General features: G+C 38.8%; 15 protein-coding genes. 10 read left to right on the top strand and 5 right to left on the bottom strand.

Annotated features, from left to right (window positions below; genetic code table 11):
• Positions 1–17 precede the first annotated feature (17 nt).
• From P9211_RS05140 to P9211_RS05155, 4 genes are all read left to right on the top strand, one after another.
• Positions 18–1058 (top strand): glucokinase, encoded by a 1041-nt coding sequence (locus tag P9211_RS05140; RefSeq protein ID WP_012195606.1) that lies wholly within the window; start codon positions 18–20, stop codon positions 1056–1058.
• An 11-nt stretch (positions 1059–1069) separates the two neighbouring features.
• Positions 1070–2014 carry a homoserine kinase gene (gene thrB, locus P9211_RS05145; protein ID WP_041391137.1) on the top strand — a complete coding sequence of 315 codons (945 nt, stop codon included), beginning with the start codon at positions 1070–1072 and terminating at the stop codon, positions 2012–2014.
• Positions 2015–2075: 61 nt separating this feature from the next.
• Positions 2076–3647: an NAD(P)H-quinone oxidoreductase subunit 4 gene (locus P9211_RS05150; RefSeq protein WP_012195608.1), complete on the top strand. Its 1572-nt coding sequence runs from the start codon at positions 2076–2078 to the stop codon at positions 3645–3647.
• Position 3648: 1 nt separating this feature from the next.
• A complete protein-coding gene (locus P9211_RS05155; RefSeq protein ID WP_012195609.1) occupies positions 3649–5766 on the top strand; it encodes a M3 family metallopeptidase in 2118 nt (705 codons plus the stop codon).
• Here the strand turns inward: P9211_RS05155 and P9211_RS05160 are convergent.
• From P9211_RS05160 to P9211_RS05180, 5 genes are read right to left on the bottom strand one after another with little or no spacing between them, the layout of a single operon-like run.
• A complete protein-coding gene (locus P9211_RS05160) occupies positions 5763–6371 on the bottom strand; it encodes an esterase/lipase family protein (protein ID WP_343205485.1) in 609 nt (202 codons plus the stop codon). The genes P9211_RS05155 and P9211_RS05160 overlap by 4 nt on opposite strands.
• Positions 6368–6751, bottom strand: coding sequence for a dihydroneopterin aldolase (locus tag P9211_RS05165; protein ID WP_012195611.1), 384 nt, complete (start codon positions 6749–6751; stop codon positions 6368–6370). The genes P9211_RS05160 and P9211_RS05165 overlap by 4 nt, the downstream gene beginning before the upstream one ends.
• A complete protein-coding gene (locus tag P9211_RS05170; RefSeq protein WP_041391139.1) occupies positions 6748–8064 on the bottom strand; it encodes a glutamate-5-semialdehyde dehydrogenase in 1317 nt (438 codons plus the stop codon). The genes P9211_RS05165 and P9211_RS05170 overlap by 4 nt, the downstream gene beginning before the upstream one ends.
• A gap of 45 nt (positions 8065–8109) precedes the next feature.
• Positions 8110–8562, bottom strand: a complete 453-nt coding sequence (locus P9211_RS05175) for an ROK family protein (protein WP_012195613.1) — start codon at positions 8560–8562, stop codon at positions 8110–8112.
• Between the two features lie 3 nt (positions 8563–8565).
• Positions 8566–12546, bottom strand: coding sequence for a translocation/assembly module TamB domain-containing protein (locus P9211_RS05180; RefSeq protein WP_012195614.1), 3981 nt, complete (start codon positions 12544–12546; stop codon positions 8566–8568).
• A 70-nt stretch (positions 12547–12616) separates the two neighbouring features.
• Here P9211_RS05180 and P9211_RS05185 point away from each other — a divergent pair, with 70 nt between their 5' ends.
• The 6 genes from P9211_RS05185 (at position 12617) to glgB (ending at position 17800) form a co-directional block, all read left to right on the top strand.
• Positions 12617–13138 (top strand): Ycf51 family protein, encoded by a 522-nt coding sequence (locus P9211_RS05185; protein ID WP_012195615.1) that lies wholly within the window; start codon positions 12617–12619, stop codon positions 13136–13138.
• A complete protein-coding gene (locus P9211_RS05190; RefSeq protein ID WP_012195616.1) occupies positions 13122–13520 on the top strand; it encodes a DUF4332 domain-containing protein in 399 nt (132 codons plus the stop codon). Before P9211_RS05185 ends, P9211_RS05190 begins: the two co-directional genes overlap by 17 nt.
• Before the next feature lie 74 nt (positions 13521–13594).
• Complete coding sequence (locus tag P9211_RS05195) at positions 13595–13873, top strand: hypothetical protein (protein ID WP_012195617.1); 279 nt, start codon at positions 13595–13597, stop codon at positions 13871–13873.
• 11 nt (positions 13874–13884) lie between these two features.
• Positions 13885–14403 carry a CocE/NonD family hydrolase gene (locus tag P9211_RS10015; RefSeq protein WP_012195618.1) on the top strand — a complete coding sequence of 173 codons (519 nt, stop codon included), beginning with the start codon at positions 13885–13887 and terminating at the stop codon, positions 14401–14403.
• The gene (locus P9211_RS05200) at positions 14324–15466 is read left to right on the top strand and encodes a CocE/NonD family hydrolase (protein WP_012195619.1); all 1143 of its coding nucleotides are present in this window, start codon (positions 14324–14326) and stop codon (positions 15464–15466) included. The genes P9211_RS10015 and P9211_RS05200 overlap by 80 nt, the downstream gene beginning before the upstream one ends.
• Positions 15467–15520: 54 nt before the next feature.
• Positions 15521–17800: a 1,4-alpha-glucan branching protein GlgB gene (gene glgB, locus P9211_RS05205; RefSeq protein ID WP_012195620.1), complete on the top strand. Its 2280-nt coding sequence runs from the start codon at positions 15521–15523 to the stop codon at positions 17798–17800.
• Positions 17801–17814 lie beyond the last annotated feature (14 nt).

The raw sequence follows: 17814 nt of genomic DNA on the forward strand, positions 1-17814 counted from the left end.
ATTATGTATTTTAAGCAATGAATCTTTTAGCAGGTGATATAGGTGGTACAAAGACACTTCTAGGTGTTTATAAAAATGATGGAGCTGTCTGTAAATTATTTCACAAACATTATTATTCCAATCATTGGGAAAGTTTCGAACAAATACTTAAAGATTTTATAGCTAATATTCCAGAACGAATTGAGAAGCCAAAGTATGGATGCATAGCTGTTGCAGGTCAGGAAATAGATGGGTCAATCAGAATGACCAACCTGCCATGGAAATTAAATAATGAAAATTTATGCAAAATTGCTTTACTTAAGCAATTGTCCTTAATTAATGATTTCTCTGTTTTAGTTTATGGAATACCATTCTTAAAAGAGACTCAATATATAAAACTCCAATTACCCAGGACAAAGCAAAATTGTTTTTCGAAGAAAAACTTTGCAGTTATAGGAGCAGGAACTGGTCTTGGCATCGCAAGAGGTATTACAACATCGACAGGTGTCATATCACTTCCAAGTGAAGGAGGTCATAAAGAATTTGCACCGCGAACTCAAAATGAATGGGAACTAACCAATTGGCTAAAAGAAGACCTAAAAATAAATAGAGTTTCTATAGAAAGAATAGTTAGCGGAACTGGACTAGGAAATATAGCTCGATGGAGACTTATGAAACAAGACTCAAAATCGCACCCTTTAAGGATAAAAGCAGAGAATTACCCAATTGAAGGAGATAATGATCTTCCAGAAGAAGTAGCTAAATATGCCAAAAATAGTGATCCCATAATGAATGAAGTATTAAATATTTGGCTTAGCGCCTATGGATCAGTAATTGGGGATCTAGCTTTACAAGAACTATGCTATGGAGGCTTATGGATTGGTGGAGGAACTGCTTCAAAGCATCTGGATGGATTCTCTTCGGATACATTTAAATCTGCGATAAGAAACAAAGGGAGGTTTTCAAGATTTATTGATGAACTTCCGATAATGGCATTAACAGATAAAGAGGTTGGCCTATTTTGCGCAGCATGCAAAGCTCATTTAATAGCCGAATCGAATGTCAAACTAGGTACATAACAAACACAGAAATGGTTCAGCCGGTCATAGGTAAAAAAGTATATGTGGAAGTACCCTCCACCACCGCCAATATTGGTCCTGGGTTTGATTGCTTAGGTGCAGCATTAGACCTAAAAAACATTTTTACCATTCAAAGGATTGAAGGTGATGGCGAAAGATTTGAATTAATAATGGAAAGCACAGAAGGTAACCACCTACGTGGTGGGCCAGAGAACCTCTTTTATCGAGCAGCACACAGGGTTTGGAAAACAGCAGAGGTAGAACCATTCGCACTGGAAGCTAGGGTGAGACTTGCAGTTCCTCCAGCGCGTGGACTAGGCAGCAGTGCCACAGCAATAGTGGCTGGACTAGTTGGTGCTAATGCTTTAATTGATTGCCCTTTAAGCAAAGAGAAACTTCTTGAACTTGCTATTGACATCGAAGGGCACCCAGACAATGTTGTTCCATCATTGCTAGGTGGTCTTTGCTTCACTGCTAAAGGGAATTCAGGGCAATGGAGAATTGTCAGATGTGAATGGGATAGTTCTATAAAAGCTGTTGTAGCAATACCTTCTTTGAGATTGAGTACTAGCGAAGCAAGACGTGTCATGCCGAAAACAGTTCCTATTGGAGATGCAGTTAGGAATCTAGGCTTACTAACACTTCTGCTAAATGGCCTAAGGACTGGTAAAGAAGACCTGATTGCAGAAGGGATGCATGATCGTTTACACGAACCATATAGATGGAAATTAATCAAAGGAGGACTTGCAGTTCGTGAGGCAGCAATAAAGGCAGGGGCTCTTGGCTGTGCAATTAGTGGCGCAGGACCAAGCATATTAGCCCTCTACAAAGAAGGGGCTGGAAAACTTATTAGTCAATCTATGGTGAAAGCCTGGGAAGCAGAAGGTGTTGCCAGTAGAGCCCCGCTGCTTAACCTCCAAACCCTAGGGAGTTCATGGACCTCCAAAGACTTATGAGTACTTCTACTTATCTAAATACCCAAAGACTGATAAGTTCATTTACGTTCGACCCCAAACTATGGACTCAAACATGCTCATAACAGCAGGGTCCCACTCCACATATCACTTCTTGTCCTTAATAGTGTTATTACCAGCACTAGGTGCTCTAATAATGCAATTGTTTAATGATAAAGAAAATACCAGACCAAATATTCATAGAAACATTGCGATAGGCTTTCTATCGGCAGATTTTTTACTAATAGTTATTGTTTTTAGTTTCTTATTTAACAAGCAAACTAGTCAACTACAATTAATCGAAAGAATTAGCTGGTTACCTGCTATAGGGCTTGAATGGTCACTAGGAGTAGATGGCCTATCAGCCCCACTTGTAATATTAAGTGGTTTAATAACTCTTCTAGCTGCAATTGCAAGCTGGAAAATAACAAATAAACCCAAGCTTTATTTCTCACTGATACTAATACAAGCTTCTGCCCAAGCTCTAGTATTTTTATCTCAGGATTTCTTACTTTTCTTTCTTGCTTGGGAATTAGAACTTGTTCCTGTATATCTTTTAATCGCTATATGGGGAGGTAAAAGGAGACTTTATGCAGCTACTAAATTTATTCTCTATACAGCATTAGCCTCACTTTTAATACTTATAAGTGGCCTTGCATTAGCTTTGTCTGGTTCAGAGTTCACACTAAACCTATCTGAGCTTACGGCAAGATCAGCTTCTGGAACATTTGCCATTTTTTGTTATTTAGGTTTTCTAGTTGGCTTTGGAGTAAAGCTACCTATATTTCCTCTTCATACTTGGCTACCTGATGCTCATGGCGAAGCCAATGCACCAGTATCTATGCTACTTGCAGGGATTCTCTTAAAAATGGGGGGATATGCACTAATTAGATTTAATGTGCAAATGTTCCCTGAAACTCATATAAAGCTTGCACCTGCTCTTATAATAATTGGAATAGTTAATGTAATTTATGGTGCATTAAATGCATTTGCTCAAGACAATGTAAAACGAAGAATTGCTTGCAGTTCAGTTAGCCATATGGGGTTTGTTTTATTAGGCATTGGAGCAATTAATGCATTAGGTCTAAGTGGTGCCATGTTGCAAATGATAAGTCATGGCCTTATAGCAGCTGCTATGTTTTTTGTGACAGGTTCTTTTTATGAAAGAACTAATACACTGTCAATCCCAAATATGGGTGGCTTAGCAAAAGTACTGCCAATAACTTTTGCTCTCTTTCTGATAAGTTCTTTAGCCTCACTAGCATTACCAGGTATGAGTGGATTTGTAAGTGAGATAACTGTATTTCTTGGTATAACAAGCCAAGAAGGATTTACTTCAATCTTTAGATCTATCACAATATTGATAGCTGCTATTGGACTTGTACTTACTCCTATTTATCTTTTATCAATGTGTAGACGAGTATTCTTTGGCCCAAGGATCCCCGCATTGGCTATGGTTAAAGAAATGAATGCAAGAGAACTCTCAATAGGTTTAAGTTTATTGCTACCAACATTAATCATTGGATTCTGGCCAAGAATTGCGACGGACATATTTGAAAACTCAACAAATGCTCTTGCGAATACCCTTGAGACACAAACCCTAATTTCAATAAGTCAAGCCCTTCAAATAAGTTGATATGTCCCATTCAAAGAAAACTCCAGCAATCTTGGTCGGCAAAGGATTACCTAATTACAAAGAGATAACGCCAAAACAAATACTTAAATATATTCCTTCTCTACTAAAAGAGCTCTCTAGAAGATTTGAATCCTTAGAAAGAACAATTGAGACATCAATTGAACAAGAAGATATTTTGAGTTGGGATAGTCTGATGAGGCCACTACAAGAAATATCTGAACAGCTTAGATGGAGTTGGGGGGTAGTAGCTCATTTGAATGCTGTGTGTAATTCTGAGGAACACCGAGATGTATACGCTTCACTTCAACCAGATATTGTTCGGTTCTCTAATCGTATAGGCCAAAGCAAAAACTTATTCAAAGCAATTTCAATACTTGAATCTAATGAAGGTGACATATTAGATGAAACTCAGCAGAGAATTATCCATACAGAGATACTCAGCATGAAGCAAAGAGGTGTTGGGCTGGAGAAACAGCAAAGGGAACAATTTAATATAAACAGTGAACGGTTAGCAGAGTTATCTACAAAATTTGGGAACAATGTTCTAGACGCTACCAAAAAATGGGCATTATTAATTACTGATAAATCAGAAGTAAAGGGAGTACCTCATCGAATCCTAGAGGCTTTAGCAAAGGCAGCAAAAGATTCAAAGGATATGCCCGACGACCCTCTGAATGAACCTACAGCTGAGGAAGGACCTTGGCTAATTGGATTAGACATGCCAACCTATATATCTATTATTACTTATGCAGAGAGCAGGTCACTTCGTGAGAGGGTTTACAAGGCTTATGTAAGTAGAGCAAGCAGTGGAGAAAGCAATAATAAAGGAATCATTGAAGAGATTCTCATAATAAGAAACAATCAAGCAAGGCTTTTAGGCTACAAAAACTGGGCCGAGATAAGCCTCGACAATAAAATGGCAAATAATGTAGAAGAAATACAGGCACTTCTTGAAGAGTTGCGAGCAGCCTCAATAGTTGCAGCCAAGAAAGAAATCAAACAAATTCAAGACATTGCTTTAAGAAGTAATGCTGAGGAGGGCAATAGCCTTGCTGCATGGGATATCAGCTATTGGTCAGAGAAACTAAAGCAAGAGCAATTCAACCTAAACCAAGAATTCATCAGGCCATGGTTTCCCCTTCCACAAGTTCTCAATGGACTTTTTAAACTTTGTGGAAGACTTTTTGATATTTCAATTAAACCCGCCAGTGAAAATTTTCCAAGATGGCATGAAGATGTAAGTTTATTTGATGTCTTAGATTCAAATGGTGCAAAGATTGCATCCTTCTATTTAGATCCATACTCAAGGCCTGAAAGTAAGAGAGGTGGTGCGTGGATGGATGAATGCTTAACAAGAGATATATCCGATAAGAAAAATATTATCTTGCCAGTAGCCTATTTAATTTGTAATCAAACACCACCTGTAGGCGACACCCCAAGCCTTATGAGTTTTGAAGAGGTAAAGACTCTTTTCCATGAATTTGGCCATGGACTTCAACATATGCTTACAACAGTTGACTATCCTCAGGCTGCAGGCATTAATAACGTCGAATGGGATGCGGTTGAATTGCCTAGTCAATTCATGGAGAATTGGTGTTTAGATCCAACAACGATTAAAGAAATTGCAAAACACTGGGAAACAGGAGCTCCACTTCCTGAAGAAGAGTTTGAAAAGTTGAAGCTTAATCAGAAATTCAATTCAGGTCTTTCTACACTTAGACAAATTCACTTTTCAATTACGGATATTAAATTGCATAGCCAATGGCACAAAGAGATTGGCGTAACACCAGATGAAATGAGAAGGGAAATAGCGAAAACAACAACAGTCTTGCCACCAATTTCAGAAGATCAATTCTTATGTGCCTTTAATCATATCTTTGCGGGTGGATATGCTGCTGGGTATTATTCATATAAATGGGCAGAAGTTCTTAGTGCAGATGCCTTTTCGGCCTTTGAGGAAGTTGGTTTAGATAAACTAGATGAAATAAAAAGAATAGGCAAACGATTCCGCGAGACGGTACTAAGTCAAGGGGGGAGTAGGCATCCATCAGAAATTTACAAGCTATTCCGTGGTAGACCAGCGACTACAAAGGCACTTATTAGACATTCAGGCCTTTAATCCACAGTTAATAATTCGTCTGCTAATAAATCCAATGATATTTTATGGGATATTAAAGATTTATGAGAAATAACTGGAACAGATTTGTGCCTCCCATAGGGAAGAACTGCTCGCCACCCTGGGAAAACCATTAAATCAGAGAAACAAAAAAAGCTAATACATTCTACGGTTCTTGACAGAGGCTTATGTTTTTCGAAAGATCTGATCAATTCACTTCCTAGCTTCATATCAGCAATTCCAGCAAGGACAGAAGAAGGTACTAACTGGGCCGTCAAAGTACCTTGTTGTGGACTGCCAATACTAAAGAAACGTTTTGTTCGTGTAGAACCACCAAACTCGTGCATCCATACTCGACTTATAAGACCACCCATTGAAAACCCAAGAAGGTCTATTGAGACATCTGAAGCAAATTGTATAGAGATTTGTTGGTGAAGCTCAAATGCCAAATTACGAATCGGTACTTTGCCGAGTTTATGTGGAAGAAATGGTAGAAATATCTTAGAAGGGGGCTGATCCAATTTATTAACTAGTGGGTTAAAGATCTCAGGACTGTCCCATAAACCATGAACCATAACAACTGGCCTGGTTAGTTCTTTCAAAGTCAATTTGAGCTAAAGTTTCTTGTTCTTGAAATAGAGACACTACCTGAAAACCCAGAGATTGGAGGATGGCATTTTTTAAGTTTTATTTTTATTGGAACAAGGCCATATAAATCTTCCAGGAAGTCTAGAATATTTTCACTAAAAGATTCAATGGTTTGAGATTTACAAGCCAAAGAGAGTTGTTGCAATCCCTTAATGGCTAGGCTGTAATCTACAGTAGATGTCAGATCATCCTTAGCAACAGTTGAAGATACATCGACACAGACACTAAAGTCTAGAATAAAGTATTGTCCCATCAGGCGTTCTCTTTCTAGAACACCTACATGTGACCAAAGATTTAAACCTTCGACATCAATTACTCCTAAAGGTAGTTGTTCTTTCATAGCCCCAAGTCTTTATGTGAAAATGACTTGGCACCCGAAGCAAATTCAGACACAACATGTCCATCACCCTTAAGAAAATAGCGATAGGTAACCAAACCCTCTAAGCCCACCGGACCTCTAGGAGGTAATGTCTGTGTACTTATCCCAACTTCAGCACCAAAGCCATAACGGAATCCATCTGCAAACCTTGTAGAACAATTTAAAAAGACACCAGAGCTATCAACGGAGTGAAGAAACTTATTAGCAGTTTTAGGGTCATTCGTAACGATCGAATCAGTATGACGTGAGCCATGACGACTTATATGATCAAGTGCTTGGTCAATGCTGGAAACAACTTTTACCGATAGGACTAAGTCTAAGTATTCAGTTGACCAGTCACTTTCCTCGGCCTTATTTTCTATACCCAACGAGTTACAAACCTGATCACCTAAAAGCTTAACACCCGATTCGTTAAAAAATGGAATTGCTTTATCCAAAAAAGAGGGTGCAATATCTTTATGTAAAAGCAGAGTCTCAATAGCATTACAAGCTGCTGGATATTGGCATTTACTATCAATTGCAATGCGGAGAGCTTTATCTAGATCTGCTGCACTATCAATATATAAATGGCAAATACCATCAGCATGGCCAAGGACAGGAATACGAGTGTTGTCCTGAATGAATCTAACCAAGTCATTACTCCCCCTAGGAATTATCAAATCAACCATTCCATCTAAACGAAGTAAAGATAAGCTTTCCCGTCTAGTGGTAAGTAGGCAAATGGCGTCAGAATTAATACTTGAATTACCAAGGCCATGATCAATCGCTTTGACAATTGCCTCATTAGTAAGTTTTGCTTCACTCCCACCCTTTAAAATCGCAGCATTCCCAGAACGAAGTGCTAAAGAGGCAATTTGTATAAGCGCATCTGGTCTAGCTTCAAAAATCACACCAATCACACCTAAAGGGACAGTGAGGCGTTCTAGGTAGAGACCCTCGTCTAATTGCCGATGTAATTGTCGTATGCCTATTGGATCAGGAAGACAAGCAACTTTCCTTACTCCTTCAATAGCAGCATCAAGTTTATTTTCATTAAGTTTCAATCTAGAAAGAAGGGATTCTGAAAGACCATTCTCTATAGATCTCTTGAGATCTTGCTGGTTAGCAGAAACTATTTCTTTCCGGCACAAAGACAAGGCATCAGCAATAGCACCCAAAGCTTCTTTTCTTTGTATATCTGTGCTTTGTCCCAAATAAGTAGCTGCCCTCCTAACGGAAATAGCGCGCTGAACCAACTCTGTAGATGGTTCTGGAACGTTCATGGAGTCCTGCATTAGTTTGCTCAACTACTACTAACTTATCCCCTAACAAATATACAATTAGATTCTGAAATGTTCCAAAGCCAAGCAAGCTACAGCTAACTCTTGCGATAATTCTGTATGAGAGATCAAGCGTTTAAAACATTTGTATCCACTATTTAGGTGAAGAGAGCCTTTAGCGTTAACAAGGAGAATGTTTTTATTAAGGCGTAACTCAAGCCAATCAACGAAAGGGACATCAACCCACTGAGGTAATTCATGTGATCCTTTTACAATTCGTCCAATAATATCTACAGGGAGAGACAAGCTGATTCCTACGGTATTAGACTTACTGTCTGGGTCCATCGATTCGACCAATTGAGACAATGCAACAGTAACTGCTCCAGGCATTAGGCTCGAATGAGGCTCGGTATTCTTTCTAATAAAGATTTCACTATCTAAATCGAAGAGTACGGATCTGATATATGTTTCAGTGATATCAACTCCAAAAACAAGTTCTCCTTGTTTCTTCATAAATTAGTACCTTAGGTACATCTGTAACTCACTCTGCCAGTTACCATTATTGTCTACAGAGCCTAAAACACCAAGATTAGGATTGAATTGATATTTAAGAGTCCCTTGAGGAGGAATATCATCTCGACTTGGAGTTGCCTGTATGGACAGATTAATTCTTTCGCTTAAATCAATACCAAACTCAGTAACCCAGGCTTGTTCTGGAGACGAGTCATCTGAATTGGTTGATTTGTTATTTGCTCCTTTATTTGAGACTTCTGGGTCACTCACAAATGCAGGATAAACAGAGAACTGGAGTCTTTCACTTACGTTCCCTGTAAGATCTCCTAAGACTGGAGACACAAAAGATCTATTTAATAAATTCACTAATTCTGTATTTGCAGCTCCACCTATCAATGTACTTAAAGAATTTCCTCCCATGAGTGGAAGCAATTGATTCTTTGTCATTGGAGGGGTGCTCCGCACTTGATAGTTATCTGCAAGACGATCAGCCGGTCCAGTAGCTATTAATTCTATATTGACAAAGCGTGATCCTCCAATGCCTCTAGATCCAGGGCCTTTTAAGTTTAAATCAGCTGAAGGATCTGTAGAATCTTGTTGAATAGTATCTGGGACACGCGTATTTAACTTCACATCAAGGAAAGGCACAATACCCATACCACTTGAGAAGATAGCAACATTGGGATAATTTCTATCTAAACGAAAAGTCGTTGTAAACAGTGTCGCACGGCCATTTTTCATAAAAACAACTCCTCTAATAGAAAGATCATTATCCAAAGGTCCGTTTAAAGTTAAAGTTCCATCGACATTGAAACTTCCCCTGGCGACAGCACTAGAAACAAATAAAGGAGATGCAAGCTTAAGCTTTGGTCCTAAACGTAAACGTAAAGAGTCAAAAGATACTCTAGTGAGAACATCAGGAATACCTGAAGTTAGAATTTTATTTGTAGTCGCCTCATTGTTTTGAATAAATAGTGAAAGGGGTTGCTTCCTATCCCATCGTTGTTCAGGGAGCTGTCGCGTTCTATATAAACCAAATGACCCTCCGTCAGTCCCACTTCTTGAATTTCCTTCAGAAGGATTGGCATTAGCTTTAGGAGATATTGATCCTCGTTCTACTTTGACTTCACCACCAATGATGGGACTTACTAATGATCCAAATATATCAATCTCAGATGTGAGCTGGAAATTAGCTCCCAGAGAGTTATATTCTACGTCGCTAAGGATTAGACGAAGGGGGGTTAATGTCTGCTTTATATTATTAGAAAATCCAATAGATCCACTACTTCGAATTTTACCTTTGGTACCTATATCTGCAGAGAGACTCATGATATCAAGTTGATTAAAATCAAAAAGAATTTCACCATTAAAGTTATTTACTTGATTGTTACTCAAAAGAAACTGACCATCCCTAAAAACTAGAAAGCCATTGGCTATTGGTTCTTCTAGTGTCCCTGTGAGGATCAATCTAAGATCAGTTTTCCCTTTTTGCCAGACAATAACCCCATTCGAAAAACCATCTAAAAAGCTTAAGATCTTTCCATGAGTTTCTACTCGTAAGTCAAAGGGTAAAGAAGGCTTCAAGGGTATATTGCCGAAAAGCGATATTGGCTCAGATGACGAATCGGCTTTTATTAATATATCTACTTTTAGAATGAAATTATCTATAAAAATCTTACCTCGTTCCAAAACAAAAGTTTGATCTGCTAGGCGGGCATCAGTCAAGACAAGGTCAGCGGTAACCTCTGGGCCTCCTTTCTTAAGCCTATAGGTACCATTAATTCCAAACATTCCGCCTAGAGAGGCTGGAGGTTGTACAAATAATGACAAGAGAGAGAAGGGTATATTTATCAGCGAAAAGTTTCCTAAATCCTCATTCAGGGGACCCTTGAAAGATGCCGCAAATGGTTTAATCTCTTGGACACTGACATTACTTCCCTTAATCCATACTTTGCCTGACGCATTCAAATCTAAAGTGAGTTGAGATAATTCAGGGCCTTCAAGTACGGCGACAGCATTTACATATCCATCTAATTTTCTAGTCTTAATTATATTGTCATCAATCTTGGTGTCTTGAGTATCCTTGACTGACAAAAGAGCGAAGACCCAGTTCCTTAATTGATTATCAAGAGCTCCTGGTGGAGACTGAATAGATAGGCCCTTAAGGTCAGCTGCACTTCCAGTTGCAATTGGTTGCTTAGCTTTAAAGTCAGAGAGTTTCAGGAAATTCTCTGAAATCCAAATTGGACTAAGTTCTTCGGCTACAGCTCTTGCCCATATTTTCTTGCCGAAACGTCCTTTGGTATTTATAGAAATTTTACCTTGGCCAGCATCTGGAAAGAGTTCACCATCTAAAGAATACTGTTTATCAAAATAACTACCTTTTAGGTTTACTTGTTTTAATTTAATGCCGAGAGCACGTAAATAGCTATATGAAATCTTGCCATCTACAAACAATGGATCAAATTTAAAGGACCCTTCACCAACCAACTCGCCAAAGACACGTTGAAATCCCTTCCTAAGAGGATTGATAATTTCTAAACGGTCTAATCTAAATTTCTCTGCTTTCCATAAATATTTTCCCCGATCTCTTTGGACAGAGATTTGGCCATCCAATCGATCAAACATTAACTTTCTTAAGAGCCAATTTGAATTAAGTTCAGCTTTAAGGCTGCCAGCTAGTGCTGCTCCTGTTGGTGTCATATTTAACTTGGTGCCACCTCCAGGTAATCCAGCAATAGTCCCTTGCCAATTTTCTTGAAGTCTAATTGCTCCAAACCGAGGGTTATTTACTGCAATAGAGAGTTTGCTATTCGGGGAATTTGAAAAGCTTTTAAATGAGCCATTAACTGTAAGGCTCCCTCCCATAGGGATACCAAGTAATGGCTCTAATAGATTTAAATTAAACGAATCTGTATTTATTTGAGCTGCCAACTCTCCTATGCCTATACCATTAGAGTCAAAACTTATAGGAACACTTGCATCCAATTTTACTTGAGAGTCATTATCTTTTGATAAACTGATAATGCTGGAAATAGCAAAGCTGTTGTCTGGAGGTTTCTTAATAGGCAGCTTACCCTTAACAGACGCAGACATTGGACCATATTTCCATTCTTTAGAGGATAGTTGAATCCCCCTATGACTACAATTTATAGATGTAAGATCAGAAAGGAAACTATTTTCGTAATTAGGATGCTTAATCCTAACATCTCCAACTTTAAGCCTTCCTTTACAACTAACGCTTTCTTTATCAAGAGATAGGCTGAAATTACCATCAACAACTCCTTGAGTAGATAAGTTAAGTTTATTTAGAAAGATATCTTGAAGTGATTTGAGCCTAATACGTTTAGCTCGAGCATCACCTTGGAATGTAAAACGTTCCCAATTAGAATTTCCTGATAACTGCAAAGCCCCATTCTCACCAAGGTCAAAGAAGAAGCGCCCTTTCAAATACTTTTTTCGAGGGTTAAAAGTAGCCTGAGTTTTTGCATCTATTTCCAGTGAGTACTGATCAAGAGATATTTTTGCCGGTTCACGTAGTCGAACCACTAAATCAATATTAGGAACTCGTTTTGAAATTGAATTACCAAAGACCCAATATGAATTCTCGTTATTAGCCTTTAAATTCAATTTTGTTTGTTTAGGTGTGAAAATAGCTACCGGTCGCCTATTTATTAAGCTTGCTAAAGGAGCTAATTGAATAGTCACTCCTGAAGCACTCGCCGAAGATTTATCTTTTAATCCAACTAGGACCTTAGAAGGACCAATAGCTATTCCCCAAGGCCTAAGCCCATTGTATGATCCAATTTCTAAGGGATGACCTAACTGACTAGATAATTGCTTTTCAATTTTGGAAGCATAAGTATCTACAAATTTATCTAAAGCTTTATCGATAAAATAATATGAAAAAGAACCACCAAGAAAAATCAATCCCCCAGCGAGAAAAAATTGCTTAATTGTTGATGATCCTGTTTTTACTCCCATAAAGTTTTAAATTCCTTTTAGGGGGAGGAGCAGACGAACTATAAGGAGTGAATGTATTGTTAACCAGGTTATGTCAATTTCTCAGTTCCTACATCAAGCAACTATCTGGCTAGCTTGGTCAGCTCTTGGGCTTGGTTTAATAACATTAATTGCCTTCCTAACTAGATGGGGAGCAAAGTTTAGACTTGTTGGTGCAACTATTTTCACACTTTTACTTTCTGGCAGTTGTTGGGCCTTTGCAGAAAGTTATACCCCACCATTCGTTGTTGAAGGAGCAATTTATGCGCCTGTCGTTTATGACAATGGATACGATCTTGTTATAGCCCAAGCACCTGATGGGTTCCCCGAAGATGCCACAGAGCCATCATTACTACAAATTGCAGGGAATTTAAAAGGAGGTGGGCGTAATGGAGCGAAGGTACATGTAAAGATAAGGAAACAAGTACCGGTGAGATCCGGTGTTAGTCATCCAATAATTCTTGGAGAAGCCATAAGAGATATCAACAAAAGTACAACAATTCTTGTGGAAGCAAAGGAAAATCCAATTGAAAACGACATATCAATAGAAATCCAAGATGAAACTATTAATTAATAAAAAGAAAATCGCTCAAAACTTTCGTAAAGAAGAACAAGTATTGTCATCCATAGGCATTGATAATTGGGAAGCAATAATGAATTTAACGGATGAGTATATTTCTTGCCTAGTTAAGGATAAATACTGCACCTATAGGAATTTAAGACGACTACGCTGCATAGCTTTATTTATATGCGAGCTTAATGCTACTCAAGATGAGGCTGCTCTGCTAATGCATTCTGGCATCTCAACAATTGAAGCTTTAACAAACCTCAACCCTCAAGAGATAATTACAAAAACAGGTAGATTTGAAAGAATGCTTGACACTGATAGAGAGCCAGTCCTAAATCTAAGAAAAGCAAAGAAATTAATTAACAAGGCCAAAGAGAAGCTGGAATAAATCTGATTCTTTAAGCGGTCGTTTGTCATTTGCTCAGTAATCAAATATAAATATAGTTATTCTGAGTCAATGCAATGAGCAACAAAACTGCGTTGCTAATGCTAATACCTGCAAGCATCATCTCTTATCAGCTTATTGCAAGAGCTCAATCTACTCTTCTAGAAAGTGTCAAGAGAAACCCTTTAGAGGCCAAGGCATTATGCAGAAGATTTCGAGATTACAACTCAAAAGAAATTGAAGCAACTTCAAAAGAAGTAATCACCGAGATAAGTCGAGAAAGAAAACTAAGTCCAGCTGACGCAGAGATACTTTCTATTTATGTAATTGGCATGCATTGTCCAGATGTGAGATAAATTTCAAAACTGTGGCTTCAATTACTAATAAAGAGTCAAAACTAGTTCTAAACGATGGTGAAGTGCTTTGGTCAAGACTTTGGCATCCAAATAATTCAGGGCCCTGGCCAGCTCTTTTAATGCGCCAACCTTATGGGAAAGAAATTGCTTCAACAATCACATACGCACATCCAACATGGTGGGCAAGCAAAGGTTATTTAGTAGTCGTTCAAGACGTTAGAGGGCAAGGAGATTCCTCAGGTGAGTTCGGTGGTTTCTGCCAGGAGCCTTCAGACACATCTCAAACTCACTCCTGGGTAAGGTCTCTTCCAGAGTGCAATGGACGTCTTGGGACCTATGGATTTTCATATCAAGGGCTTACACAGTTACTAGCCAATCAGGGGTCTCCTCCTCCTGATTGCATTGCGCCTGCTATGACTGGCCTGGAAGAATGCAACCACTGGTGCTCTGATGGGGGGGGCTTTTTGGTGGCATATAGGGCTTGCATGGGGACTCCAATTAGCCGCTCAAAAAGCAAAGCGAAATGGTGACGAGAAAGTCTGGAAAGAGATTAGAAATAGCCTTGAAGATAAAAGTTACTTACAGGAGGGGCCTGATCTACTTAAAAAATATGATTCAAGAGGAATGGTAAATCAATGGTTTGAAGAATCAAATAAAGCAAACCCAATCTGGAAGACTCATAAACCGCTGAAAACTTGGCTCCAACAACCTATCTTGCTAATTGGAGGATGGTGGGACCCTCACCTAAGAGGGATTCTTGATCTTTATGAAAAATCACTCATAGTAGGTGGTCAACCAGATCTGCATATTGGACCAGCTTCTCATTTGCGATGGTGGGAAGAAGTACAGCAAATTCATTTAGATTTCTTCAACAAATATCTTCAACCAAGCAATACTCTTAAGGTCCCATCTAGCAGACAACAAAAACTTTGGAATATTACAAGCAAAAAATGGTTTGACCTACAACCTATAGACACTAGAAATAGGATTTGGCATCTAAGTACTGGAGGGAATGCATGCATAGATTCAACCGATGGAGAACTTACTCAATTCGGCAAAGGGCAGGGGGAACTCTCTATTGTTCATGATCCATGGAGACCCGTTTCTTCAATAGGAGGTCACCTAAGTCCAGACCCTGGTATTGCAAATAGAGCCGAAATTGACAAGAGAAACGATGTAGCAACTTTTACCTCAAAACCACTTGAAGAAAGAATTCAACTAAAAGGAGTTCCTAAGCTTGAAATTATTGCAATGGCTGATAGGAATGGATTTGATCTATGCGTTGCAATTTCAATTATTCAGCAAAATTCAAAAGAAGTACTGCAGATTTCTACAGGAGTACTTCGTCTAGTTGGGAATAAAGCCAAAAGTACACTCAAAAGAAATGTGACGCTGCAGCCATTATTCGCAGATATTCATAAAGGAGATCGCCTTAGATTGTCAATATCTGGAGCAGCTTGGCCAGCTATTGCTATAAACCCAGGAGACCCAAGTTATAACTGTGGGTCTCCATCTCCATATTGTCTAGTAACGACAATCTCCCTAGAACTTTCTCAGGCCAAGCTAGAGATCTGTCCACTCTTCTCAAAATAATCTAACAAGAGTGCGCCAAATCATATAAGCTCCACTTCATCCTGAGCTTTGATTATGACCACCAGTTTTGTTTCCGACTGGATGGCTCAAGAGGGGCAAAAACTATCTGATTGCAAACATGATGATCCTTTTAGCGTATTAGGTATACAACCTTTCCAGGGAAAATGGATTGCGAGAATCTGGATGCCTGAGGCTGAGGAAGTTGAGTTATTAATAAATGGGTCATTAATACCATTAACACCCCCAAATCACCCTTGGATATTTGAAGCACTTTTGGATGAAAATCCTGGTTCAAATTATCAAGTTAAAGTTCATAGAGGTGGAATAAAACATCAACAATACGACCCCTGGTCTTTTAGAGATGAATGGATGGGTGAAATAGATACCCATTTATTTGCAGAAGGTAATCATCACCATATTTGGCGTCGAATGGGAGCTCACCTTTCTGAAATGAATGGTGTTTGTGGTGTAATGTTCTGCTTGTGGGCTCCAAATGCTCGAAGCGTTTCTGTTATTGGTGAAGTAAATTCTTGGGATGGGCGCCACCATCCAATGCAAAAAAGAATGGGTGGTATTTGGGAGTTATTTATTCCGGGATTAAAAGAGGGAGCTTTATATAAGTACGAAATCAGAACTCAAAACGGACATTGCTATGAGAAATCAGATCCATACGGCTTTGAACATGAAGTCAGACCAGCTCAAAGCTCAAAAGTTTCTAGAATTGACAATTTTAAGTGGTCTGACCAAGAATGGATCACTAAAAGGGACAGCAGCAACCCATTAGATCAACCCATATCTGTATATGAAATGCATTTAGGGAGTTGGTTGCACGCTCCTTCAGATGAACCGTTCATAGAACCTAATGGCAATAAAAGAACTGCAGTCCCTGCAGCAGATCTGAAACCAGGCACAAGACTTCTTACATACCCAGAATTAAAACAAAAACTAATTAAGTATGTAAAGGAAAGAGGGTTCACTCACATTGAATTGATGCCAATATCTGAGCATCCATTTGATGGATCCTGGGGATACCAAGCAACTGGATGGTATGCACCAACAAGTAGATATGGAACACCTAATGAGTTCAGAGCATTTGTAGATGCATGTCATTCAGAGGGTATAGGTGTAATCCTTGACTGGGTTCCAGGACATTTCCCAAAGGATTCTCATGGGCTAGCTTTTTTTGACGGCTCTCACCTTTATGAGCATTCCGACCCTCGAATAGGAGAACACAAAGAGTGGGGAACATTAATCTTTAATTACAGCAGAAACGAAGTAAGAAATTTCCTAGTAGCAAATCTAGTTTTTTGGTTCGAGCAATTCCATATTGATGGCATTAGGGTTGATGCTGTCGCATCAATGCTTTATAAGGATTATTTGCGGCCTGAAGGGCAGTGGATACCAAATGAAGATGGAGGAAACGAAAATACAGAAGCCGTCAAGTTCCTACAACAGGCCAATCATGTTCTTTTTGAACATTTTCCTGGTGCTCTTTCAATTGCTGAAGAGTCGACAACCTGGCCTGGAGTAACCAATCCAACTGATGTTGGAGGTTTAGGTTTTAATCTCAAATGGAATATGGGGTGGATGCATGACATGCTTGATTATTTTGAGGTAGACCCATGGTTTAGGCAGTTTCACCAAAACAATGTAACTTTCTCGATTACCTACAACTACACAGAGAACTTTATGCTTGCTCTAAGTCATGACGAAGTAGTTCATGGCAAAAGCCATCTCCTGCACAAAATGCCTGGAGATGATTGGAGAAAGTATGCAAATACCCGAGCATTGCTTGCATATATGTGGACACATCCCGGTAAGAAAACAATATTTATGGGTATGGAATTTGGCCAAAGAAAAGAATGGAATGTTTGGGATGACTTAGAGTGGGATCTATTAGGTTATCAGCCACACCAAGGGATACAAAGATTAGTTGATGATTTAAATGTGCTTTATAAATCTAATCCTGCATTATGGAGAGATGATTTTAATCAATATGGTTTCCAGTGGATAGATTGTAAAGATAACAAGAATTCTGTGATTAGTTTTATGAGAAGAGAAACTCTAAATAATGAATGGCTAATAGTTGTCGCAAATTTCACGCCAGAGAGTCACCCTAACTACAGAGTAGGTGTTCCTCTAGAAGGTTTTTATGAGGAAATCTTTAATACTGATTCAGATAAATATGGTGGTTCCAATACAGGTAACATGGGTGGAAAAGCTTCTGAAAAATGGAGTATTCACGAATATGAAGATTCTATTGATCTATCGCTACCACCCTTGAGTGTACTTGTATTTAAGTACGCTCAGAAAAAGAGTCCAAATGAAAACTAATTTTCTGAATTCCC

This window comes from Prochlorococcus marinus str. MIT 9211, assembly GCF_000018585.1.
In the GTDB taxonomy this organism is placed as follows: Bacteria; Cyanobacteriota; Cyanobacteriia; order PCC-6307; family Cyanobiaceae; genus Prochlorococcus_D; species Prochlorococcus_D marinus_B.